Below are 22,483 nucleotides of genomic sequence, written 5' to 3' on the forward strand. Positions count from 1 at the left end.
ATGTCCGCATTTCAGCCGGCCCCGTCTATGGGCCTTCCCTTTGAACAAGAGCTGGTAGTCGATCTTTTCGCCGGAGGCGGCGGCGCTAGCACCGGTATCGCTCGTGCATACCGTGAACCTGATGTGGCTGTGAACCACAATCCAATCGCCCTGGCGGTGCACCGCGCCAACCACCCGCACACCCAGCACTATGTGGCGGACGTGTTTGAAGTCGACCCGATCAAGGCTACGAAGGGTCAGCCAGTAGGCGTACTGTGGGCATCGCCAGACTGCCGCCATCACAGCAAAGCCAAAGGTGGCGCACCACGAGATCGCAAGGTTCGCGGGCTGGCCTGGGTGGTGGTGCGCTGGGCGCACTCGACCAAGCCCCGAATGCTGTTCCTGGAGAACGTCGAAGAGTTCTGCAAGTGGGGCCCGGTTGATGATGCGGGCCAGCCGATCAAGGCTGAAGAAGGCAGAACGTTCAGGGCCTTCGTTGCCGCGCTCAGTACCGGCCTGCCCGAAGATCATCCTGACATGCCAGAAATTCTGGCTTCCATTGGGGAGTTCGTGCCGGTCGCGGCACTGGTTCGCGGGCTTGGCTACAACGTTGAATGGCAAGAGCGGATCGCGGCCAATGCCAATGCACCGACTATTCGTAAGCGCCTGTATATGATCGCCCGTAACGACGGAAAGCCCATCGTCTGGCCGGCACCCACCCGGCATAAGAACCCTGTCGGCAACCAGCTACCCTGGCGCACAGCAGCCGAATGCATCGACTGGAGCAACGTCGGCAAGACGATTTTCCGTGACAAGCCGATGGCCACGAATACGCTGCGGCGTGTTGCCAAGGGCCTGTGGCGGCATGTTCTGACCAACGCCAGGCCTTTCATCGTACCGATGCGCGGCACGTCAGCATCACACACAAGCACGCACAGCATTGAAGAGCCGGTGTCGACGATCAGCGCAAACGGAACCCATCACGCCCTAGTGCAGCCAGCAACCGCGCCATTCCTGACAGAGTGCGCCAACGCCTCGTCCCAGCGTATTTTCAGCGTGCAGGAGCCGTTGCGTACGCAAGTCGCTCAGGTCAAAGGTGGGCACTTCGCGCTCGTGGCTGGGCACCTGACGGCGTTCGGCCAGAACGCTATAGGCGGCAGCTTGAGCGATCCACTGCAAACCGTGATGGCAGGAGCCACGCGGCACGGGCTTGTGGCAGCCAACATGGTCACGCTGCGCAAGGGGTCGATTGGCGCAAGTGTCGACCAGCCCTTGAGCACGCTGACCTCAAGCTCCGGGCATCACGCAATATCGGCTGCTTTCTTCGAGCAGGCGAATGGCGGCTTCTACGACGGAGATGGTCGCGCAGCTGATGCGCCGCTGTCGACCATCTGCCAATCCGGTTCCAACCAGAGACTGGTCAGCGCATACCTGGTGAAGTATTACGGCAGCGTGCGGGACGGAATCTCGCTGGCTGAGCCAATGCACACACTGCCGACCAAGGATCGAATCGCGGTCGTCGAGACAATCCAGGTGCAAGACACGCTCACGCAAGAGCAGATGGCCGGCGCCCGCCGCTGCGCCACCTTCATGCATGAGCATCTGCCTGAGCACTTCAAAGAGCCCGCAGAAATCGTACTGGTCAACGGCTACGCACTGGTCGACATAACTCTGCGCATGCTCCAGCCGCCAGAGCTAAAGCGCGCTCAGGGCTTTGATGAGCATTACATCATTGACCGCGGCCTGTTTGTCGACCCGGAGACCGGCATCGAAGAATGGCGACCGGTGAGCAAGACCGACAGCGTGCGACTGATCGGCAACAGCGTCTGCCCCGACGAAGCCGAAGCTCTTGTGGCAGCTAACGCTGCTGACCTGATCGACCTCTACCGGCGCCTCGCCGCATAACCCACTCCATTAACGCCGGGCATGCCCCGGCAAGGGATATCCATGATCAATTTATTCTGGCGACTGCTCGCCAAGCTACTCGCGCGCCCGGCAATCGCTGCCTGGCTCATCACCCGCGCCCAGCGCACCCCTTATCTGCACATCATGTCAGCCGATGGCAATGACATGTACATGGGCAGATGGTGGCTCTTCAACCCATACGATCGTGAAACCCACGTTGGCCGACTCAGCTGGATACCATGGTCGATCCGCGTGCACCACATCATGCGGCCCGACGCCGACCGCGACCTTCACGACCATCCGTGGGATGCGCGCACAGTGATCCTGCGAGGCTGTTACACAGAGCAGCGCCTGCTTGATCATGAAGACCCGGTGCTGCGAGGCCTGAATATCCCAGCCAATGCCCAAGCGACTGAGTATATCGACCGCCGACCAGGCGACACTGCCCAGCTCAAGCATGGCGAATACCACCGCATCGACGAAGTGTCGCCCGGTGGCGTTTACACGCTCTTCATCACCAGCCGCTGGAAAGGCGACTGGGGCTTTCTGGTCAACGGCGCAAAGGTCACCTGGCGTGAATACACAGGAGAAAGGTCATGACCGGCAAATCGAATAAGGGCCACGCCATCCCGCAATGGCTGCGCGACCAATTTGACGCCATAGAAATAGCGGTAATGCGCGGTAACAGCGCGGCGGCCACATTCACGGACATGCGCACGAAGGTTCAGGCGTACTTCGATATGCAGGCCGATCAGCAACAAAAGCCTGTGGAATGGGGATCCCCTAAAACCGTACGCCAACTAATCAGTCAGTTGCAGACGCTGGATCCCGATCTGGAAACGGTCGCTCTGTATCGATTGCCGAGCGATGTGCCCGGCGTCGGCGGAAAGGTAAGGCAGGGACACATCTCTACGTCTTACGAACGCATGGAAGGCCAGTGGCTCGGCTCGTACAAAGGCAGCGGGCGTCTGGTGTTGGCGTTCTGGACGAAGCTCGATCCTCGTGAGAATCCAGATGGGCAGCCGGCCATGGCCGCTGCGCCGGTACGGGCGTTGATGCTGCCAGAGCCAAAGACGCGGCAAGAAGTGATCAATAACACCCACTACTCGCAAGGCTGGAATGATTGCATCGCTGAAACATCCCGGCTCAACACCCCGCAATAACCCATCTCCCCTCTATACATGCTGCCCGGTGGGCGGCAAGGACGAAGTCATGCCTGAAGAAAAGTCAAAAGCCTGGCCAGATCACTACCGATACGTCGATGAGATGGACCCAAAGGGCCTGGAAGTCACTTGCAAGAAATTCGTGGTTGTCGGCGAGACCGATCAGTGCTGGTACATCGTAGAGGAATTCCTTAACAACCTCTTCGGCGGGTCGCAGCGTGAATCCCTGCTGAAGAAGCACCGCAAACGAGTCTTAAAGGATGGCGGCGAATACGGTCGTCGATTCGCCTACACCGACAAGTCCCTGGCGCTGCGCTCGTACAAACAGCGCAAGTCATGGCAAATGCGACACGCCCAACTGTCTCTTGAGCGTGCCCAGGCAGCCATTGCGTATTTCGGTGATGCCAAGACCGAAAGCACTGTGCCTCCCGACAGCCTGATAGTTCCCTGCGAATACATACAGGCCATGAACTGGAGCGAGTGCTGATGACTATCTCACCACAACCGAAAGAACGGCCGATCCTCTTTTCGGCACCGATGGTTCGCGCCATCCTGGATGGTCAGAAGACGGTCACCCGCCGAGCGGTGAAGGTGCAGCCCCGCTCCAGGGGTGACATCGGAAGCTACGGCCTTGGACAGCCGTTCATTCGTCACCCAGACCCAACTAAGCGCAATCTCGAATGCCCATACGGTCGCCCAGGTGATCGGCTATGGGTGCGTGAAACGTTTGCTCTACTCGGCAACGAGGATGGTTGTTGCATCGACTGGCAAGACAATCTGATCAAGGGTGATGAGCGAAACGCAGCCCGGATCTACCGGGCGAGCTGTCCGGCGGGTGACTACGGCCTTAGCCAGATACCGGCCAAGGCTGACTGGAAGCCAGATACCGAAGCAATGGAGTATGACGGAGCATGGCGCCCCAGCATTCATATGCCGCGCTGGGCCAGCCGCATCCTGCTGGAGATCACCGGCGTTCGCGCCGAGCGGTTGCATGACATAAGTCGCGCAGATATTCGAGCGGAAGGCCTGGAATGCCCTCCGGAACTGGCAAGCGATGACGTTTCTCCAAACTACCGAGACTGGTATCCAGAAGCTTGGCGGAAGCTGTGGGAGTCGACTGGCGGCGACTGGTCAGCAAATCCATGGGTCTGGGTCGTCGAGTTCAGGCGGGTGAAGCCATGACCCGCCTCGCCCTCGCCATGATGCTGCTGGCCACCGGTGCCAGCGCAGCCCCAACCCCACGCGAAAACGTGATCGAAATCGAGCGCGACTCACAGCGCGGAGTTACCTGCTACATCCTGAACGGCGTCGGGATTTCGTGCGTGCCGGACAGCCAACTGAAACCAGAACCCAAGCCAACACCCACGGATGCGCCAGATCGGCGCTTTGATGAGAGGTATTCGATGTGAGCGCCGCAGCCAAGGTTCTCGATCCTTGCAGCGCCAGCCGCATGATGTGGTTCGACAAGCAGGATCAACGCGCCCTGTTCGGGGACATCCGCGACGAGCAGCACTTGCTGTGCGATGGTCGAGTGCTGAAAGTCGAACCTGACGTACTGATGGACTTCCGCCAATTGCCGTTCGAGGCCTCTACCTTCCGCTTGGTCGTGTTCGATCCGCCGCACCTGACCCGCGCCGGGCAGGATAGCTGGATGCGCGCCAAGTACGGGGTGCTGACCAGCGATTGGCGCGAGGATATTCGGCAAGGCTTCGCCGAGTGCTTCCGGGTGCTTGAGCCGGAGGGCATCTTGATCTTCAAATGGAACGAAACCCAGGTAACCGTGACCGAGCTGCTGGCCCTTACTGACGAAAAGCCCCTGTTTGGACACAAATCCGGCAAGCGCGAAAAGACGCACTGGATCACTTTCATGAAGCGGGGTTTGCCATGCGCCTGATCCCGCAAACCGGCTGGCTCCGCCGCCAACTTGAGGCAGCGCTGATCCTGCTGGCCGCATGGATTCTCGGCGGCCGCAATGTCGCCCGCTCCGGCGTCGTCTCCCGATCCGACAACAACGAAATGTTCGAGATGGACTTCGAGCTGCGCGATATCGCCCGGCGCATCCGCAAAAACTACCTGTAACCCCTTCCCTTTCAATCTGCCTGCCTTCGGCGGGCATGGAGAGCTATTACCATGACGAAACACACCCCCGGCCCTTGGGCCGTAGATGAATCCCGCCACGAAGGTGCAATCAATCGCAAAGATCCGTTCCGCCACATCGGCATGGTCAGTCAGTTCCTGCATGACGCCAGCAGTCGTGCAGAAAACGAGGCCAACGCAAAGCTGATCGCCGCCGCGCCTGACCTGCTTTCCATCGCAGAACGAGTTCTTGCAAAGCTGGATCACCCTGTTTGCTGCGTCACCTCCTCGGATGCTGAAGAGCTAAGAGCAGCAATCGCCAAGGCTACCGCATAACCCATCCCCACCTCTGCCGCAGTGCGCGGCCCGGAGACACCAATGAGCGCAATTGAATTTCTCAGCCACGAGGAAGTGTGCGAGCTTACCGGCGCTCGCACGAAGGCAGGACAGATCACAATCCTCAAGCAAAATGGCATTCGGCACACGATAAAACTGAGTGGCTGGCCCTGTGTAATTGTTGCCGCAGTCACAGGCACCGAATCATCACCAAAGGTCGCTGAAAGACCAACTTGGCAGCCAAGGAAAGCAGGATAGATGCCGCGCCCCACCACCACCCCAAGATTGCGCAAGCGCAAACAGCGTAGCGGCGCAATCTACTATTACTACGAAACAGGACTTGAAGGCCGCAAGGAAGTTTGCCTTGGAAGTGACTACGCCTTGGCAATAACGGAGTACGCCCGGCTTGAAAAAAGCCGGGCATCAGCCGACCTGGCGGCCCAAGTTCTGACATTCAAGTACGTTGCTGATTTGTACATGACAGAGGTGGTCCCAGGAAAGGCACCAAGCACGCAGAAGGACAATGCCCGCGAACTAAAGCAACTGCTTTTATTCTTTGATGAGCCACCGGCACCGCTTGAGTCAATAGAACCGCATCATGTCGTTCAATACATGCGGTATCGCTCAAAGACTGCGAAGGTGCGCGCAAACAGAGAAAAAGCACTTCTTAGTTCAATCTGGAATTTTGCCAGGGAGTGCGGATACACCTCGCTTGCCAACCCATGCGCAGGGATCAAAGGCAACAAGGAGACGGGGAGGGATAACTATATCGAGGACGAAATGTTCATGGCCGTCTACGAGCGCGCAGACCAGTCGCTCAAGGATGCTATGGACCTGTTCTATCTAACGGCCCAGCGCGTGACAGACACGCTAAAAATGGATGAGCGGGACATTCAGAATGGTCAGCTTTTTGTGCAGCAAGGTAAGACACTGGCAAAAAGACGGATTGAGATTGTAGGTCAGCTCAAGGTCGTAATTGACCGAATTTTGACCAGAAAGGCGGAATATCCGATCCGCACAAGCAGGCTGGTTGTCATTGATGGCGGTCAGCCTATGACACCAAGCATGCTGCGCAATCGTTTTGATGCGGCAAGAGAGGCTGCCGGGATTGAGAAGATAGATTTCCAGATGAGGGATCTTCGAGCAAAAGCCGCGACAGACAAAGAGGAATCTACTGGCAGTATTCGGGATGCGCGCGACCAGCTTGGGCATACCACTGTTGGAATGACTGAGCAGTACATTCGCCGCAGAAGAGGACTGAAAGTGATGCCTACAAAATGACTTTTCAAGCCAGAAAACGCTTCGCTACGAATTCAGACCCCTTGAAAACAAAGGGCTGCGCGGGAGGCAAAAAGACCACGTAGCGAAGCTATATTGCATGCAAGCCATTGAAATAAAAGAACAAGTTTATGGACTTAAAATCCCTCGTCCTCTGGACGTGCCGGTTCGACCCCGGCTCGGGGCACCATATATGAATCAAGGGCTTGCACGGGGAGACTCGGCAGGCCTTTGGTGTTTTTGGGGGTTGCGAAAATTGCAGTGGTCCGCAATTGCTGTTTTTACAGCTCCCTTCTCCGGCGTCCTGCCGAGATTCAAATCTCCCTCCTGATATGCCCTTCAGACCGCAATACAAGAAACAGACAGACGCGGCAGCAATACCAATACAAGCCAAGGCTCTCGCTTTCCTCATACAACATTGCTGATAATCGAAGCTGGAATGGAACATCTCGACCAAGGACGCGATATTTATGGGCACTCCCTTCTCTCAAATCAGCGATCGCTTGAACAACCGCCGCTTTACGGTAGCGGATAATGCACAAGGGCTATCAGGTGCAGGCACAGTGTTTCATTATCATGTCGAGGAAGATGCCATTTCAGGCACTTATCGAGGCGGCCGAATACGCATAGGCAATCAAGTCGGGCGCGTAACGGGCCCCGATACCATTGAGCTGCTTTATCAGTGCTTAACTAAAGATGGCCAGATTCTTTCGGGCTGGTCCCGTGGTACGGTAGGCATTGATCAGAAAGGACGCACCACACTGACCTTTGTATGGGGTTGGTTATCAGGCGCGACTGGAGGTGGGGAGTCCAGCTACATCGAGCTTGCTGTATAGCAACCAGGAGTTTCTGATTACTTTCGTAGATAGCCGACCACATGCCACGCACATAGCCCGGCCCCCCCCCCTGCAAGAAGACCATTTGAACCAATGCGCCGGCCTGTGTTTCGCTTCCAGCCTAAGCCAACCGCCTCATCGACAGCTCCATCTTCGCCATCAGGTCTCTCTGTTCTCTCAAAGAGAGCACCAGATGCGCGATGGACCTGCTGGATGCAAGATCGGATAAAGGCATGCCCGTTACGTACAGCTCGATATCGCCAGACTCGGGGTTGAAAAGCTTCACCGAGAAGGTTTCCCCTGCGATGACGCATTCGCATCTGCTAGGCAGAAAGGCCGTTTCAAGGACTCGCTGAAGCTCGGGCTTTGAATACATGATTTGCTCTCTACTGATCAGATCTTTCCGACAATACTAGACAAGTATTATCTCAATCTGTTGCCGATCGTCGGCATATTCTTTCAGCCCAAATGGCCGCGAGCGTACTCAATCAGCTCATCCACATACATTTCTGCACGGGCAAGCCTGGTGCTCAGAGAAATACTTGAACCATGAGTAGTGGTTCGTCGATACAGACAGTTTTCTGAAAAAGATAGAGGTGGCCTGCCTGAAACTACGTCAGACAGTTCAGGGTGCTCGTTTAAAAACGCTAGAAGCCTTTCGCTGGCCCTGTGCAGGGTTTCTTCCATGAGACGGCTGAATCTGCCAGCATTTCTGTTTACGTAGCCAACAAAATACTCGCTCTTGTAGCAGTCCGGTGACGCCACATGACATTCGGCACAGAGCAGGAATCGGTTCTCTACCGTGTCAGCTCCACCCAGAGAATGCGGAATGATGTGGGCGACTTCCTGATATCCCTGATCGCCACAGCACCAACAGATACGCAACTCTTCATTGTCATCACACACTGCTTCGAGTGCGTATTCAGAAAAGCCGTACTGTTTGATCCAGTGCGAATTGTCTTGCCAGGCCTTGCGAACAACTTCGCGCCTGATCACTTTTCTCTTTGGTGACAGCCCCATTAGAGACACCTGCTCGATCAACTCCGAATAATGGCTTCATGATCGCAATGAAGCTTCGTCAAAGCCATACTGAGGCTATAGCGGGTGTAGGACCGGATTTATCCGGGAAGACAATATGACTGAGGATATAAATATCGAGGATGTACAAGTTTCCTGGTACACAAATCATGAGCAGGCCCGACATCAGCCGAACCTGCAAGACAACCTATCTTACGGACATACGCAGGTGGTCGGACCAAACACCGGGCCGCTGCATGGGTCTTTGGACGGGCCGAATACCGGGCACGCGGCCTGGGCATTCAGGGAGAAACCACACAGCAGAACTACAGCAAACATCACTTTCTTCATTTGCAACCTCCTGGTCGAAACATCAATAACATTCCGTGCTTCCCCTGCAGCCAGGGCACCCGCCCGCAGAGGTGCCGAATATTCGCCGATCACAGGATGTGCCGCAAGATCTGCCAACAGTAGCCGCCGAGCCCCAGGCAAGAAATCCGGTTGAACCAACCTGTTCGCACGCCCTCAACCTCTTAAGCAAGCCAAATCTTATTCGGATGGACAGCCAAGGCTGGGAGGCAGTTATGAAGAACAGCTCCAGTACAAAGAAAAAAGCGGTGCCGTCACCAGATCAATCAGGCGAAGTCGAGCGCGACAACGATGCGCATCGGCCCGACGGATCTTCCGGAACAGCACATGATTCAACGGCACAGAAAACTGCCCCTAAGGAAGGTAAACATTCAGGCTGAAGGGATATGGGGTGCGCGTCTACCCCATTACAACGGGCAGACTTTTCATTCAAGTGATTTGCCGTTAACCATGATGCAGAGAGTTTGAGCATTCAAGGCGCAGGCGGATTGAGTCTATAAGCAAGGCCCGTCCGATTATCAGCCTCTTACCGCCTGCCTGCGCTGAATGCGATCAGTGGCCTTGGAAACCACATACGTCCAGCTCAAGAAACCCATCCCCGCAACAATGAACACTGCCGGGCTACGCATCAGGACAATGCCTCCGATCAACATACCCAGGCCCAACGCACCGATGAGCCAGGCAGATAGTGCAATCAGATTCATACAACCCTCCTTTGTCATAAATAAATTGGTCGCACCTTCGGCATTGCCATGCGTATGAGTATTCCAGTTGCGGGGATGCGTGCTGACCGGCTTGAAGGGTGAGTGGGTATTTTGCGAAGGTGGTTCCAAAATCCAGAGGGTCACCTGCCCAAAAAAAGTTAGACAGCTGGAGGGAGTTAAACCATGCCAACCTGACGTTCAAGCACTAACATACTGTGAAATCCGAACCCATCCTGCGAATCGACTATCAGATGGTCAAGACAGCACCTCAACCGGGCTGGCCAAAGTGGTTTGTCGCTCGACATATTGCAAACGCAATGTCGTATATTCCAATGCATTCAATTCAATAAACAGCCCTTGTCATGTTTTTTTGGGGCTCACATTGCTATCAAAGGGGAGAAGTGATTCTTTCCATTTCAAATGGGCGGACGCCCAATATCGATCACGACACGTCATCAAAGGGATCATTCCCCGAAAATACGATTTTGCAATCACACTTAACAGATCAATATCCTTGCGCAGCAGCCTTATAACCTCCTCAACCTCTTCCAAATGTCGTTTTTCATAGTCAATTCTATTGCTCACTAAATCTTTATAGTTACGGTACTGAGCCAAAGTGGCTTTATTTAAATCCAGCCCCAGCCCCTTGAGTGCGTACTCATCACCATAAGGCGCACAGAAGCCAAGAATTCGGCTCCGCGCCTCAGAGCAAGCCACGTAATCAAGCAACGCGACCAAACCATTCTCTTCACACTGCAACCCTTCAAGCTCACGAGTAACAACGTGCCGCTCCGACTCATAAACCTCTAATATTTCTTTTGCCCTATTAAGCTGAAAGTTGATATGAGGAGTGTTTACTCTTGGCGGCAGAGCCAGCAACTCACCATATGCTTCCTGACCTGTAAACTCACTCATCCAGCTCCACCAACCACTTGATTAAAATTTTAGCGATTATGCGCATAACTACACTCGCGCATCGCGCGCCATTGCCAATTGCCCCAAAGTATCAGACTTTCGGAACACCTCGCTTTTTCATGCCCAATAAAAAACCCCGTAGACGTTAATCTACGGGGTTTTCAATAGTGGAGGCCGAGGTCGGAATCGAACCGGCATAGACGGATTTGCAATCCGCAGCATAACCATTTTGCTACTCGGCCTCAGACGCCTGATGCTTCAACAACCACATCAACCGTTTTGAACTCTTTGGGATCAAGCCTTGGCTTTATCCTCAACCCATTGAATCTTAAGGGTTTTTTCTAGTTCCTGAATCAGGAATGGACGCAATTCTGGACTGGTTGGCTGGGCATGTCAAGAACGAGAACGAAATAATTCCATACATGCCCATCCATTGCCGGCTCTACTCTTTGCTCAGGTCCACCAGCGGTTCCTTGCGAACTTCGGTTGCACGGCCGTTCTGGATGGTCTTGATCTGTTCCAGAGCGGTGCCAACTGCGTTTTTGTCTGCCAGCAGGCTGTAGCTGATCTGGAACTGGCGCTGTTCTTTAGGCGCGATGGTCGGCACGAGTTTCAGAGGACGCTGGTAGCGGCGGTTGTAGGAGAAGCTGGTGCCTGGCTCAAGGCCGGTGACGTAGCCCTGGCCACGGGTGTCGGTGTTTTTCCATAGGGAGAACACTGGCAGTTGGCGGGTGTTGAAGCCCACGGCTACACCGAGGCTACCGGCTTTGTTGTGCAATACCGTCAGGGTGTCGCCCTTGGCGTCGCCATAAGGCACTACGTTATAGACGGTTTCGTCGTAGTCCGGTGTAGGCCCACGGTAGGTTTGCCAGTCAGGCAAGTCGCCCTTGCCTTTTTCGTTGAAGGGCGAGACTTGCTGCACCGGGGCCTCGAAGCGTGCGCCCTCTTCCAGGAACGGCGTGCTGAAGTTGCTGTGGTACAGCGCCTGGTATTCCTTCGGATAGTCGCCGTTGTTGGTCAGGGTGTCGTTAAGCGTAAAGCTTGCGCTGCCCGGATCGGTGACCAGTTCGGTCTGGACCGAGAAGTCGACTTTCTTGAACGCCTGCTCCTTCAGTTCGCCTTTGAGGCGAATGGCATAAGGCGGCTTTTCGTCGATGTGCAGGGTTACCTTGTTCGCCGGGATATTCGCCGCACGGCCGTGCAGGGTCAGCAGTTCGCCATTGTCGATGCCCGGATGGCCAACCCATTCATAACCACAACGGGTCACCAGTTCGTTGAAGCCTTCCAGCCAGCCCAATCCGCCGCGCCCGTTCAGTTCGATAAAGGCCGGGTTGACCACCTCTTTCACCGGTGAGTCCCAGCCCATGCGCACATCACCGACCGAGGCTTGTAATACGTTCATGCCACGGGTGGGCACGACCGAGAGCTTCATGGTGCCGTTGTCGATCTCGATGATGCTCACGCCTTCCTGGCGACCGCCATGCAAGGTGCGCATCGTCACGGAGAAAGGTTTGTCGGTCTTGATTCCGAGCTGGGCGCTGGTGATCTGCTGGTTCTGGGCGGCCTTGTCGGTGTCAAGCAGCACATAGTCCCAGGCAAAGGCATTGGAGGCAGAGGCGATGGCAGTGGCACCGAGGAGCCAGGCGAGCGATTTCATGGGGTGGTCCTTATTGGAATTATGGGGACAACTGAACATGATTAAACGATTCAGCGACCCAATAAGTCTAGTCAAAATCTCTGAACCCGTGAAAGAGATTTGCACGCCCCAGTAGATTCGACTGGCTGACCACAACCGGCGACCACAATTGAAAATGTTTATCGTTCACGATTAAACTCCGACTTTTTAGCGGGCCCATGCGCCCTGCTCTTCATGTTCGGGATCACTGCAATGACCGATTCATCCGGGCATCTGTACACGTTTCTGGGGATTCGCCAGGAACTCGTCAGCTACGCGGCAAAGATCACCGGTGATCGCATGCAGGCTGAAGACATTGTCCAGGAAGCCTGGATTCGTTTCATTCCACAGCAAGCCAGCGCCAAGACGGCTATCGAGCAACCGGCAGCGTATCTGTATCGGATCGTGCGCAATCTGGCGCTGGACCTCATACGCAGTCGTAGCCGGGAGCAGGCGCATCAAGTCTCCCCTCCCGCCTGGCTGTTGCCAGCGCATATCAGTGATCCAGCCGAGTTATGCCAGCACAACATGACGCTGGAACGTCTTTCCCGCGCCCTTGAAGCAATGCCCGAAAACAGCCGTCGTGCGCTTGAAATGCATCGCTTCGGCGGCTGCACCCTGGCAGAAATCGCCGAGCATCTGAACGTTTCTCTGACCACGGCCCATCGCCTGCTGCGCGATGCGCTGGTTCGTCTGGCCCGTGAAGTGGACAACCCGGATGATGGCGAGGGTGCATCCCTGTGAGCCGCAAGGACGATGCACTGGAACAGGCTGGTGACTGGCAGATACGCCTGCAGGAAGAACCGGAGGCGCGTGAAGCGTTCGAGCAGTGGTTGCAGGCCAGCCCTGAACACCGAGCGGCCTGGCTCAAGATGGAAAAACTCTGGGGGGCGCTGGGTGATTTGCCCGTTGCGCCCAATCATCCAGCGCCCCGCTCCAAACCGAAGCCCAAAAGCCATCGCCTCTGGACACGTCTGGCGCTGGCTGCCGGGATCGCGGCAGTCGCGGTGCTGGTTGCACCACAAGCCAACCTCACCTTGCGCGCCGATTACCACACTGGCGTTGGAGAAACCCGTACTGTCCAGTTGGCGGACGGCTCCACTGTCACCCTCAGCCCGCAAAGTGCATTGAGTCTGGTCGGCGGCGATGCCCGGAAGGTGGAGTTGCTGCAAGGCCAGGCCTACTTCCAGGTCGCCCCCGATCCGCAACATCCGTTCATTGCTCAGGCCGGGCAGCTCTCGGTGCGGGTATTGGGCACGGCCTTCGATCTGGACCTTCAGGAGCACCACGCCGAAGTCGCTCTGGAACATGGCCAGGTACAGGCAGAAAACACCCAGCCGCCACTCAGCGAGCGCCTGATGCCAGGCCAGCGCCTGAGATTCAGCTGGCCGTCCGGCAAGGTCGAGCGTTCGCGCTTCAATCCTGCAGAAGTTGCGTCATGGCGCAGTGGTTCGCTCTTCGTCGAAAACCAGACCGTGGCCGAAATCACCGACCGGCTGCAACGCTACACCAGCGGCTGGATAGTGATTGCAGAGCCGGCACTGAAACAGCGGCGCATCACTGGCGTATTCGATCTGAACAACCCGGATCGAGCCCTCAAAGCCCTGGCGCAATCACTGGCAGTTGAAACCCGGCAAGTATCGCCGTGGGTGCATGTGATGGGAAATTTCTGATTTTTTATCCGGAAGATGGAAAAAATCCCGACGCCCTACGTCTTTCATGATCATTTTGAGAATTTATCTCAAATGCAATCAAGACGTATAAAGGATCTTATCGATGCCGCGCTTCCCTGCATTGCCGACTCTGGCTCTGGCCATCATGCTGCCGATGGACAACGTTCTGGCCAACGAAACGTCGCAGAGCCTGCGCACGGCAAGCTACAGCATCGCCGCGCAACCACTGGCTTCGGCACTGGCCCAGTTTGCCCGACAGAACAACCTGCAACTGAGTTTCGATGCTGCCCTGGCCCAAGGCAAGATGGCCCCGGCGATCAGCGGGCAACTCAGTGAGCGCGAAGCCTTGGCCCGGTTGCTCAAGGAATCGGGCTTGAGCTGGTCACTGACCGACGATCGCATACTGTTGCTGTTCCCCCAGCCTGCCAGCGGCTCGCTTGATCTGGCGCCCTCTCTCATTACTTCCAGCACATTCACAGAACAGGCCGACGGCCCGGTGCAGGGCTATCGGGCCACCCGCAGCGCGACCGGCAGCAAGACCGACACCGCTCTGCGCGATATTGCGCAGTCGATCCAGGTCGTGTCGCGCAAGGTGATGGAGGATCAACAAGCCAATAAACTCGCCGATGCCCTGACCAATGTCAGCAGCGTGCAACGCGGCAACTCACATGGCGGCTCGTCCGAAAGCTTTGTGATCCGCGGCTTCAAAGCTACCAGCTATGCGGTGGACGGGATGTTGATCAACCCGCTGGCATCGCGACCCGAAGCCTTGCGGGACCTGGCCAATGTCGAGCGCGCCGAAGTACTCAAGGGACCAGCGTCAGTGCTCTATGGCCGAGGCAATCCCGGTGGCCTGATCAATCTGGTCACCCGCAAGCCTGAGTTCACGCCCGAAGCGCAGGTCAAACTCCAGGCAGGTTCCTACGATTTCTACCGCCTTGAAGCCAATGCCAGTGGCCCGCTGGACGAAGCCAGGACCCTTGCCGGGCGCATGACAGTCGCCACGCAGACCGAGCGAGGCTTTCGTGACACGTTCCGTGACAGCAAACGCACCTACCTTGCTCCGACCCTGCGCTGGGAGCCCACCGAAACCACGCGGGTCGATGGCGGCATGGAATATATCGACCAGACCAGCCCGTTCGACCGCGGCCTGATCCCGGTCAACGGCAAGATCAACATGAGTGCCGACCGCTATCTGGGCGAACCCTGGGCACGTGACAAGGCCAACAAGTTTGCGCTCTGGTATCGCGCCGAGCATGACGTCAATGACTGGCTGACCCTGCGCCAGATGACCCGCTGGGATCAGTCGCACAAGGACCGTTACGTCGTCGACCTGCGAACCCTCGGTTCGGATGGCCGCACCCTTGCCCGTCGCGCCACTGACGGAGAAGAACGCATCAAGACCCTGGACATGCAATTCGAAGCCATTGCCCGGTTCGCCACAGGCGGCCTGAACCATACAGTGCTTGCCGGTTTTGAATACATCGACGGCAAGCGCCGCAGCCGCAGTGATCGCGCCACGCTGACCTCCATCGATATTTTCAATCCGGTCTACGGCGCTACACCCGGTCCTTTTGCATTCAGTGAAAAGGCCAGTTTCGACCTGAGCGCCTACAGCTTTTACCTGCAGGACCAGATCGACCTGAGTGAACAGTGGAAGCTGATCCTCGGCGCCCGCTACGATGAGACGCAGCAGAAGAACAGCACTATCAGTGCCGATAACACTCCTCCTACCGACATTGATCCCAACAAAGTCTCGCCACGTATCGGCCTGGTTTACCAACCAACCAACTGGCTTGCGCTCTACGCCAGCTACAGCACCTCATTCACACCGCAGAGCGACATCCAGCGCAACAGCAAGCCTCTGGACCCGGAGGAAGGCGTTCAGTATGAAGTCGGAGCAAAATTCGATCTGATCCCGGATCGCCTGAGCGCCACCTTGTCCGCCTTCGAGATCACCCGCCAGAACGTTGCCGCGACAGATCCCGAAGACGATAACTATTCGGTACAGACCGGCGAGCAACGTGTGCGCGGTGTCGAACTGGACGTCAGCGGTACACCGCTGGAAGGCTGGGAGATCATCGGCAATATCAGCGCGCTGAACGCTGAAGTGACCAAGGACACCACCATCCAGGTCGGCAACAAGCTTGAAGGCGTGCCGACCCTGAGTGGTTCGCTGTGGTCCAGTTACCAGTTGCAGGAAGGTGCGCTGAGAGGATTGGGCTTCGGTGCCGGAGTGGTTGCCGTCGGCGAGCGCGAGGGCAATATCGACAACACCTATGACGTGGGCGGCTATGCCCGGATCGACGCCAGCCTGTTTTACGACATCGATGAAAACATCCGGGTATCGCTCAATGGCCGCAACCTGACCGACCGCAAGTACATCGAAACCGTTGCCAGTACCGATGGTAACTATGCTGGAGCACCGGCATCGGTGGTCGCGACCTTGAGTGCCAGGTTCTAGGGCGACATATCTCTGCATTTAGTGAATGAGTTCGTTCCTACAGATTAATGCCGATCAGTTAAGGTCAATGAATCACTTTGTGGGAGGCAGCTTGCTGGCGACTTCAGCGTACGACGCAGAATATCTGCCAGTTTCAGGCCTTTTTCGCCAGCAAGCTGCCTCCCACAAGTGTTGTTTGTGCCTTAACTGATCTGCATTACTCCCAGGTACGGATGCATTCGCGAGATTCAGTTCCACCCTCCGCCCATCACCTTATACAAGGTAACTCTGTTGCTCTGCTCGGCCAGTCGCAAACTGATCAAATCCTGTTGGGCGCTATACAGCGACCGCTGTGCGGTCAGTGCTTCGAGGTAGCTTTGCGAGCCGCCGCGATAAAGTGCATCGGCCAGCTCGAAGCTTTTGCGACTGGCATCGGTCAAGGCCTGCTGCGCCGCAAGCCGCTCATCCAGCGTGCTGCGAACCGCCAAAGCATCGGCCACTTCCCTGAAGGCACTCTGAATGCTCTGCTGATAGGTCTGGACCTGAATTTCACGCTCGACCCTGGCGGCATCCAGCGTTGCGCGGTTGGCGCCAGCATCGAAGATCGGCACGCTGATGCTCGGGGCAAAAGTCCAGGCACCGCTACCGGCCTTGAACAGGCTGGAGAGGCTTGAACTGGCAGAACCGGCATTGGCCGTCAGGCTGATTGTCGGGAAGAATGCCGCACGTGCAGCACCGATATCGATACTGGCCGACTTGAGGCTGTGTTCGGCAGCCAGCACATCAGGCCGACGCTGCAACAGACTGGATGGCAACTCATCCGGTACCTGAACCAGTTGCGCAGCCGATTGCAGATCAGTACCCGGCAACATGTCATCAGGAATATCACTCCCCACCAGCAAGCGCAGCGCGTTCTGATCTTGAAGAATCTGGCTGGCATAGACCGCCACATCACCCCGCGCCGACTCCACGGTGGTCTGGGCCTGCGCCAGAGACAGACCGGAAGACCCGCCCAACGCATGACTGCGCTGAGTCAGTTCATAAGTCTGCTGCTGGCTGGCAAGCGTTTCCCGAGCCAGTTGCAAGAGCTGGTTATCCGCCGCCAGAGTCAGCCAGGCTGTCGCCACTTCGGCCACCAGGCTGATCTGGGTACTGCGCCGGGTTTCGGTGAGGGCCAGATAATCCTCCAGCGCTTCGTCCTGAAGATTCTGTATCCGTCCGAAAACATCCAGCTCATAACTGGTCATGCCCACCTGTGCGCTGTATTCATGACTGGTCGTGGCTGTGCCGCTGCTGGACATGGCTCCCGGCGTACGGCTTTGGGTACCGCTGACGCCAGCACTGAGGGTCGGCAGGCTCGCCGCCCGCTGGATACGGTACTGAGCCTGAGCCTTTTCGATGTTCAGGCTGGCCAGACGCAGATCGCGGTTATTGGCCAGGGCCAATGCCTGCAACTTCACCAGACGGCTATCGGTGAAGAATGTCTGCCACTCGACAGAAGCGGCCGTCGTGCCTGAATCGGCAGCTTTCAGCGGCAACCATTGCTCGGCGACCGGGGCCTCGGGGCGCTGATACTCGGGTGCCAGATTGATACAACCGCCGAGCAGCGCCAGAGCGGCTGGCAAAAGCCAATGCAACTTGATCATGCGTCACCTGCGGAGACTGTTTGAGTGGAGGTCGAGGCCCAAGAACGGCTGGCAAAACTCCGACGAACCAGAACGAAGAACAGCGGCACGAAGAAGATTCCCAATACGGTGGCGCTGAACATGCCGCCCAATACGCCTGTCCCGATGGCCTGACGCCCCGCAGAACCTGCACCGGAACTCAAGACCAGTGGCAATACGCCAAACATGAACGCCAGGGAAGTCATCAGAATCGGCCTGAGACGTTGACGCGCCGCAATCAGAATCGCGTCCTGCAGGTTCTTGCCATGTTCCTGAAGGTGCTTGGCGAATTCGACGATCAGAATGGCGTTCTTGGCCGCCAGCCCAACCGTCGTCAGCAATCCCACCTGAAAGTACACGTCATTGCTCAAACCACTGAAGCGGGTCGCCAGCACTGCACCGACCACACCCAGCGGCACGACCAGCATTACCGAGAAAGGTACAGACCAGCTTTCATACAACGCCGCCAGACAAAGGAACACGAACAGCACCGAAATCCCGTAGAGCAGCGGAGCCTGGGAGCCGGACAGTCGCAACTGATAAGACTGGCCGGTCCACTCATAGCCGATGCCTTCAGGCAATTGCTTGATGATCGCCTCAACAGCCGCCATGGCATCGCCGGAACTCACTCCTGGCGCCGGATCACCGACCACCTCCAGCGACGAATTGCCGTTGTAGCGTTCCAGCAAGGGCGAACCGTAGCTCCAGGCGCTACTGGCGAAAGAAGAAAACGGCACCATTTCATCGTTGCTGTTGCGCACGTACCAATGATCCAGATCCGCCGCCTGCATACGGGATGAGGCTTCGCCCTGAACGTAGACTTTCTTGACACGCCCTTGATTGAGGAAGTCATTGACGTAAGTGCCGCCCAGTGCGGTAGACAGGGTGGAATTGATATCGCTGGTACTCAGGCCCAAGGCTCCTGCCTTGCGATCATCGATGCTGACTTTCAACTGAGGCGTGTCATCCAGGCCGTTACTGCGCACGCCCAATAACCGAGGGTCCTTCCTGGCCAGTTCGATGAACTGCTCACGAGCCGCGACCAGCGCCTCATGCCCTAGCCCGCCAAGGTCCTTGAGTTGTAAATCGAACCCCGAACTTTGCCCCAGCCCCCGAACCGCCGGGGGCTGCATGACGAATACAGACGCATCGCCAATGCTCGACAACGCAAGGGTCGCCCGCTGGGCTATGGAGGCCGCATCCTGCCCTTTCCCAAGACGCTGGCTCCAGTCCCTGAGTTTGATAAAGGACCTGCCGGTGTTCTGGCTGTTACCGCCCATGCCCATCCCCGTAATGGTGATCAGGGACTCGACTTCCGGCTGTTCGAGCATGTAACTCTCGTATTGCCTCATCACCGCCTGGGTACGGCTGTCGGTAGCGCCCACCGGCAACTGGACCTGAGCCATGAGCATGCCTTGGTCTTCATCCGGCAGAAACGAGGTCGGCAGGCTGGCATAAGCGGCGGCCATGGCCAGCAATATCAGCGCATACGCCAACAGACTGCGACGCCCACGCTTCAGCATGCCGCCCACAAGATGCTGGTAATCGTCGGCACCGCGCTCGAAGGTCCGGTTGAACCAGCCGAAGAAACCGCCACGCGGGGTATGCCCCTGGGCATCGGACGGCTTGAGCATAGTGGCGCACAAGGCTGGCGTCAGGGTCATGGCCACCAGCACGGAGAGCAACATGGCAGAAACGATGGTCACCGAAAACTGCCGGTAGATGATCCCCGTGGAGCCGCCAAAAAACGCCATGGGTATGAAAACAGCGCTCAACACCAGAGCGATGCCGATCAAAGCACTGGTGATTTCATTCATGGACTGTCGGGTGGCCTCAAGGGCAGACAGCTTCTGCTCGCCCATGACCCGCTCGACGTTCTCCACCACCACAATGGCGTCGTCCACCAGCAAACCGATGGCCAGCACCATGGCAAACATGGTCAGGGTGTTGATCGAGTAACCGAACAACGCCAGTACGCCAAAAGTCCCCAGCAGTACCACCGGCACCGTGATCGCCGGAATCAGCGTGGCTCGCAGGTTCTGCAGAAACAGGAACATGATGAGCACCACCAGAACGATGGCCTCGCCCAGGGATTTGACGACCTCCTCGATGGACAGACTCACGAAAGGCGTGGTGTCGTAGACAATCACGTTTTTCAACTGCATTTGCGTGGGGTAGAACGGCTCCAGCTCCTTGAGCTTGGCCTTCACGGCTTCCCCGACGCTCAAGGCATTGGCACCGGCCGCCAGTTGCACGCCCATGGCCGCAGCCGGCTTGCCGTTGAGCGCTGAGGTCACGTCATAACTTTCGCTGCCCAGCTCGACCCGCGCCACATCGCCCAGCAACACCACTGCCCCGTCGCTGGAAGACTTGACCACCACATTGCGAAACTCTTCAGCCGTCTGCAACTTGCTGCGGGCGCTGATGGTGGCGTTCAGTTGCTGACCAGCCACGGCGGGCAAGGCACCCAACTGCCCGGCGGAAACCTCAGTATTCTGTGCCTCCAGAGCGCTACTGATATCGGAGGGCATCAAGGCATATTTTTCCAGCTTGCCCGGATCCAGCCAGATCCGCATGGCATAACCCGACCCCATGGTCTGAACATCGCCCACACCATCGACACGGCTGATCTGGTCGAGCAAGGTGCTGGAGATGTAATCGCCGATCTGGGTGCCGGTAACGCTTTCGTTATCGGAGGCCAGGGCTGCAATCATCAGAAAGTCCGAGCCGCCCTTGGTCACCGTCAGGCCTTCGCTCTGCACCGACTGAGGCAATCGCGATTCGGCCTGTTGCAGTTTGTTCTGCACTTGCATCTGCGCCACATCCGGGTCAGTACCAGCGGCGAAGGTCAGGTTGATACTGGCGCTGCCCGCTGAGCTGCTGGAGGCCGACATGTAGGTCAGGTTATCCAGCCCTTTCATCTGCTGCTCGATGACCTGGGTCACCGAGTCTTCAACCGTCTTGGCCGATGCGCCGGTGTAAGTGGCCGAGATTCGCACGGTCGGCGGGGCGATGTCCGGGTATTGCTCCAGCGGCAACTGGCTGATGGATAAAGCGCCGCCGAGCATGATGCAGATGGCGATGACCCAGGCAAAGATCGGCCTGTCGATAAAGAAGCGCGCCATGTTCAGCCCTCCTTCGCAACAGTGGCGAGCGACACTTGCTTGCTGGTAGCCACTACTTCGGCACCAACCCGCACCTTCTGCCCGCCTTCGACAATCACCTGATCACCCGCCGTCAGGCCGGAGGTCACCCACCATTGATTGCCCACCGCCCGGTCAATCGTCAGCACTCGCTGCTCGACCTTGCCATTGACCACTACCAGCACGGTAGTCACGCCACTGGCGCTACGACTCACGGCCTGCTGCGGAACCAGAATCGCCTTGTTGTCCCGAGCCTGTTCAAGCACGGCCCGCACATACATGCCAGGCAACAACAGTCGATCTGGATTGGCGAACCGGGCACGCAGGGTCACAGTGCCGGTTCCTTCATTGACGCTGACGCCACTGAACTGCAAACGACCTTCCCCGGGATAAATGCTGCCATCTTCAAGCTTGAGGCTGATGTTCACTGCGCCATCGCTGTTGGCTTGCAGCACGCCGCTGGCCAGATCGCGCTTGAGACGCAGCAACTCCGTGGTGGATTGCGTGACATCGACATAGATCGGGTCCAGTTGCTGCACAGTCGTCAACGCCGCGTCCTGATTGGCCACGACCAAAGCGCCGGGTGTCACGGTGGATGTTTCGATGCGCCCGCTGATCGGCGAAGTGATACGGGTGTAGGCAAGATTGATACGCGCGGTTTCTACACCGGCCTGCGCAACCTGCAACTCGGCCTCAGCGCTGAGCAGGCTGGCCTGAGCATCTTCGTTATCCTGCTGGCTGATGGCATCGATCCTTGCCAACTGGACATTACGCTTGGCCGTGGCCTGCGCCGACTTAAGGGTCGCACGGGCTTTGGCCAATGTTGCCTGGGCTTCAGCCAGCGCCGCTCTGTAGGTAGCGCCATCAAGCTGGTACAGAGCCTCCCCGGCCTTGACTTCAGCGCCTTCGGTAAACAGTCGTTGCTGCACGATACCGCCAACCTGCGGCCTGATCTCTGCCACCATGAAGGCCTGCGTACGCCCGGCCAGTTCGCTGGTCAGCACCTGACTCTGTGGTTGAACGCTGATCACTGAAACCTTGGGCAATACCGCGACAGGCGCAGGCGCCTGCGGCGAACAACCGCTCAACAGGCTTAAAAGAGCGACATAAAGAACGAATGTGGCAGTCACCAGATATTTGGCGAAGATTTTGATCGACATAAATGCCTCTACAAGACGTTGTGGCTTGGGCCTGTCGCCATGTTGTGAGGCAAATGTGCAGGAAAATTGAAGATTGCCCTCGCCGCTTGAATCTTCGCCGCCAGCGGGCCTAAATGAGCGGCCTCTTCATCGACATAAATGTGCAAA

At 57.1% G+C, this 22,483-nt stretch carries 25 protein-coding genes and 1 tRNA gene; 16 read left to right on the forward strand and 10 right to left on the reverse strand.

The window, feature by feature from the left end:
- The 12 genes from JL015_RS24110 to JL015_RS24165 all read left to right on the forward strand — a co-directional run bounded on the left by JL015_RS24110 (position 1) and on the right by JL015_RS24165 (position 7,573).
- Positions 1-1,884: a DNA cytosine methyltransferase gene (locus tag JL015_RS24110; RefSeq protein WP_201020245.1), complete on the forward strand. Its 1,884-nt coding sequence runs from the start codon at positions 1-3 to the stop codon at positions 1,882-1,884.
- 42 nt (positions 1,885-1,926) lie between these two features.
- Positions 1,927-2,484, forward strand: a complete 558-nt coding sequence (locus JL015_RS24115) for a hypothetical protein (RefSeq protein WP_201020246.1) — start codon at positions 1,927-1,929, stop codon at positions 2,482-2,484.
- Positions 2,481-3,047, forward strand: coding sequence for a hypothetical protein (locus tag JL015_RS27840; RefSeq protein ID WP_236250272.1), 567 nt, complete (start codon positions 2,481-2,483; stop codon positions 3,045-3,047). The genes JL015_RS24115 and JL015_RS27840 overlap by 4 nt, the downstream gene beginning before the upstream one ends.
- Positions 3,048-3,096: 49 nt before the next feature.
- A complete protein-coding gene (locus JL015_RS24125) occupies positions 3,097-3,534 on the forward strand; it encodes a hypothetical protein (protein ID WP_201020247.1) in 438 nt (145 codons plus the stop codon).
- Positions 3,534-4,229 (forward strand): morphogenetic protein, encoded by a 696-nt coding sequence (locus tag JL015_RS24130; RefSeq protein ID WP_201020248.1) that lies wholly within the window; start codon positions 3,534-3,536, stop codon positions 4,227-4,229. The genes JL015_RS24125 and JL015_RS24130 overlap by 1 nt, the downstream gene beginning before the upstream one ends.
- Positions 4,226-4,456 (forward strand): hypothetical protein, encoded by a 231-nt coding sequence (locus tag JL015_RS24135; protein WP_201020249.1) that lies wholly within the window; start codon positions 4,226-4,228, stop codon positions 4,454-4,456. Before JL015_RS24130 ends, JL015_RS24135 begins: the two co-directional genes overlap by 4 nt.
- Complete coding sequence (locus JL015_RS24140) at positions 4,453-4,941, forward strand: class I SAM-dependent methyltransferase (RefSeq protein WP_236250273.1); 489 nt, start codon at positions 4,453-4,455, stop codon at positions 4,939-4,941. Before JL015_RS24135 ends, JL015_RS24140 begins: the two co-directional genes overlap by 4 nt.
- Complete coding sequence (locus tag JL015_RS24145; protein WP_201020250.1) at positions 4,932-5,126, forward strand: hypothetical protein; 195 nt, start codon at positions 4,932-4,934, stop codon at positions 5,124-5,126. Before JL015_RS24140 ends, JL015_RS24145 begins: the two co-directional genes overlap by 10 nt.
- A 51-nt stretch (positions 5,127-5,177) precedes the next feature.
- Entirely contained in the window at positions 5,178-5,459 is a 282-nt protein-coding gene (locus JL015_RS24150; protein ID WP_201020251.1) for a hypothetical protein, read from the forward strand.
- A 42-nt stretch (positions 5,460-5,501) separates the two neighbouring features.
- Positions 5,502-5,717 carry a DUF4224 domain-containing protein gene (locus JL015_RS24155; protein ID WP_095067827.1) on the forward strand — a complete coding sequence of 72 codons (216 nt, stop codon included), beginning with the start codon at positions 5,502-5,504 and terminating at the stop codon, positions 5,715-5,717.
- The gene (locus tag JL015_RS24160; protein WP_201020252.1) at positions 5,718-6,740 is read left to right on the forward strand and encodes a site-specific integrase; all 1,023 of its coding nucleotides are present in this window, start codon (positions 5,718-5,720) and stop codon (positions 6,738-6,740) included.
- 467 nt (positions 6,741-7,207) lie between these two features.
- Positions 7,208-7,573, forward strand: a complete 366-nt coding sequence (locus tag JL015_RS24165; protein ID WP_201020253.1) for a hypothetical protein — start codon at positions 7,208-7,210, stop codon at positions 7,571-7,573.
- Positions 7,574-7,694: 121 nt separating this feature from the next.
- Here JL015_RS24165 and JL015_RS24170 read toward each other — a convergent pair whose 3' ends face one another.
- The 3 genes from JL015_RS24170 to JL015_RS24180 all read right to left on the reverse strand — a co-directional run bounded on the left by JL015_RS24170 (position 7,695) and on the right by JL015_RS24180 (position 8,941).
- Positions 7,695-7,949 (reverse strand): DUF1652 domain-containing protein, encoded by a 255-nt coding sequence (locus tag JL015_RS24170; RefSeq protein ID WP_201020254.1) that lies wholly within the window; start codon positions 7,947-7,949, stop codon positions 7,695-7,697.
- A gap of 83 nt (positions 7,950-8,032) precedes the next feature.
- Positions 8,033-8,593 carry an HNH endonuclease gene (locus JL015_RS24175; RefSeq protein ID WP_201020255.1) on the reverse strand — a complete coding sequence of 187 codons (561 nt, stop codon included), beginning with the start codon at positions 8,591-8,593 and terminating at the stop codon, positions 8,033-8,035.
- Positions 8,594-8,803: 210 nt separating this feature from the next.
- Positions 8,804-8,941, reverse strand: a complete 138-nt coding sequence (locus JL015_RS24180; protein ID WP_201006755.1) for a PA0050 family protein — start codon at positions 8,939-8,941, stop codon at positions 8,804-8,806.
- A gap of 233 nt (positions 8,942-9,174) precedes the next feature.
- On the opposite strand from JL015_RS24180, the gene JL015_RS24185 reads away from it, so the two are divergent.
- On the forward strand, positions 9,175-9,339 hold the full coding sequence (locus tag JL015_RS24185) for a hypothetical protein (protein WP_201020256.1): 165 nt from the start codon (positions 9,175-9,177) through the stop codon (positions 9,337-9,339).
- Between the two features lie 138 nt (positions 9,340-9,477).
- Here the strand turns inward: JL015_RS24185 and JL015_RS24190 are convergent, their stop codons facing one another.
- From JL015_RS24190 to JL015_RS24205, 4 genes are all read right to left on the reverse strand, one after another.
- On the reverse strand, positions 9,478-9,663 hold the full coding sequence (locus JL015_RS24190) for a hypothetical protein (RefSeq protein ID WP_201020257.1): 186 nt from the start codon (positions 9,661-9,663) through the stop codon (positions 9,478-9,480).
- A gap of 360 nt (positions 9,664-10,023) precedes the next feature.
- Positions 10,024-10,578, reverse strand: coding sequence for a hypothetical protein (locus JL015_RS24195; protein WP_201020258.1), 555 nt, complete (start codon positions 10,576-10,578; stop codon positions 10,024-10,026).
- A 168-nt stretch (positions 10,579-10,746) separates the two neighbouring features.
- Positions 10,747-10,820, reverse strand: a tRNA-Cys gene (locus JL015_RS24200).
- Between the two features lie 200 nt (positions 10,821-11,020).
- Positions 11,021-12,235 (reverse strand): aldose 1-epimerase family protein, encoded by a 1,215-nt coding sequence (locus JL015_RS24205; protein WP_201020259.1) that lies wholly within the window; start codon positions 12,233-12,235, stop codon positions 11,021-11,023.
- 231 nt (positions 12,236-12,466) lie between these two features.
- Here JL015_RS24205 and JL015_RS24210 point away from each other — a divergent pair, with 231 nt between their 5' ends.
- The 3 genes from JL015_RS24210 (at position 12,467) to JL015_RS24220 (ending at position 16,390) form a co-directional block, all read left to right on the forward strand.
- Positions 12,467-12,997, forward strand: a complete 531-nt coding sequence (locus tag JL015_RS24210; RefSeq protein WP_201020260.1) for an RNA polymerase sigma factor — start codon at positions 12,467-12,469, stop codon at positions 12,995-12,997.
- Positions 12,994-13,926 carry a FecR family protein gene (locus JL015_RS24215; protein WP_201020261.1) on the forward strand — a complete coding sequence of 311 codons (933 nt, stop codon included), beginning with the start codon at positions 12,994-12,996 and terminating at the stop codon, positions 13,924-13,926. The genes JL015_RS24210 and JL015_RS24215 overlap by 4 nt, the downstream gene beginning before the upstream one ends.
- 103 nt (positions 13,927-14,029) lie before the next feature.
- A complete protein-coding gene (locus JL015_RS24220; protein WP_201020262.1) occupies positions 14,030-16,390 on the forward strand; it encodes a TonB-dependent siderophore receptor in 2,361 nt (786 codons plus the stop codon).
- A gap of 227 nt (positions 16,391-16,617) precedes the next feature.
- On the opposite strand, the gene JL015_RS24225 is transcribed toward JL015_RS24220, so the two are convergent.
- From JL015_RS24225 to JL015_RS24235, 3 genes are read right to left on the reverse strand one after another with little or no spacing between them, the layout of a single operon-like run.
- Complete coding sequence (locus JL015_RS24225) at positions 16,618-18,015, reverse strand: efflux transporter outer membrane subunit (protein WP_201020263.1); 1,398 nt, start codon at positions 18,013-18,015, stop codon at positions 16,618-16,620.
- Positions 18,012-21,158 carry an efflux RND transporter permease subunit gene (locus JL015_RS24230; RefSeq protein WP_201020264.1) on the reverse strand — a complete coding sequence of 1,049 codons (3,147 nt, stop codon included), beginning with the start codon at positions 21,156-21,158 and terminating at the stop codon, positions 18,012-18,014. Before JL015_RS24230 ends, JL015_RS24225 begins: the two co-directional genes overlap by 4 nt.
- 2 nt (positions 21,159-21,160) lie before the next feature.
- Positions 21,161-22,336: an efflux RND transporter periplasmic adaptor subunit gene (locus tag JL015_RS24235; protein ID WP_201020265.1), complete on the reverse strand. Its 1,176-nt coding sequence runs from the start codon at positions 22,334-22,336 to the stop codon at positions 21,161-21,163.
- Between the last annotated feature and the right edge of the window lie 147 nt (positions 22,337-22,483).

Source organism: Pseudomonas cichorii (assembly GCF_015471405.1).
Taxonomy (GTDB): domain Bacteria; phylum Pseudomonadota; class Gammaproteobacteria; order Pseudomonadales; family Pseudomonadaceae; genus Aquipseudomonas; species Aquipseudomonas serbiensis.